Annotated in this window: 1 pseudogene; it reads right to left on the bottom strand. The window is 64.8% G+C overall.

Annotation, left to right across the window (positions count from 1 at the left end):
- A pseudogene (locus tag ACYP2Q_RS31460) lies at positions 1-719 on the bottom strand (ImcF-related family protein); the annotation flags it as partial.

The following is a 719-nucleotide window of genomic DNA, read 5'->3' on the forward strand; positions in this document are numbered from 1 at the left end:
TCATTCAGGGCGAGGAATTGTTCGTCAGGGGTTGATGATTGTTGCAGGGTCGCCAGCGATGTCTGCACCTGGGCGATGTGCACGCGGTTGCTGGCGAAGGACAGCAGCATGCCGGCACTCCAGACCAGTGCCAGGGCGAGCATCAAGGCTTGCGCAATACGGGTCGCGGGCCAGCCCAGGCGACGGGCGTGCGGCTTTTTATCGCCGAGTACGCCCTGCCATACCGGCGCTATCGACCAGAAGTTACCGCTGTTATGGGTATCCGCCGGTGCCGGCGGTAATGGCAGGCTGAACCACAACCCGCGCAAGGGCACGCTCCCGGCCAACTCGCCGAGCAACGGTGCCAGCGCCTGCCGCCAGCGGGGAATGCCCTCGACCTGCAGATCGCGGGACAGGCGCAGCAAAAAGTCATGCTGCATCTGCCCACGCATCTGCTCCAGGCCCTGCTGGCGCAAAGGCTCGAGCAATTGCTCCAGGCGACTCTCCAACTCGACGACAGTGAAACCGGCGGGCAACGCGCAACCCACCGGCTGCGTCTGACGTGCGTGCTGGTCCCACCCAGTGTCACAGACCTGCCACAGGTGCAGCGGCAACTGCCAATGCAGCGCTCGAGCCAGACCGCACAGGCGCCGTACGTTTTCCCCCATAGTCGCGGCGTCGGTGGTCTGCGCCTTGTTCAAGGCCCAGACCACGCCATCGAAGGGACGCCAGCGGCTCAA

The sequence above is a fragment of the Pseudomonas sp. MHK4 genome (genome assembly GCF_054600775.1).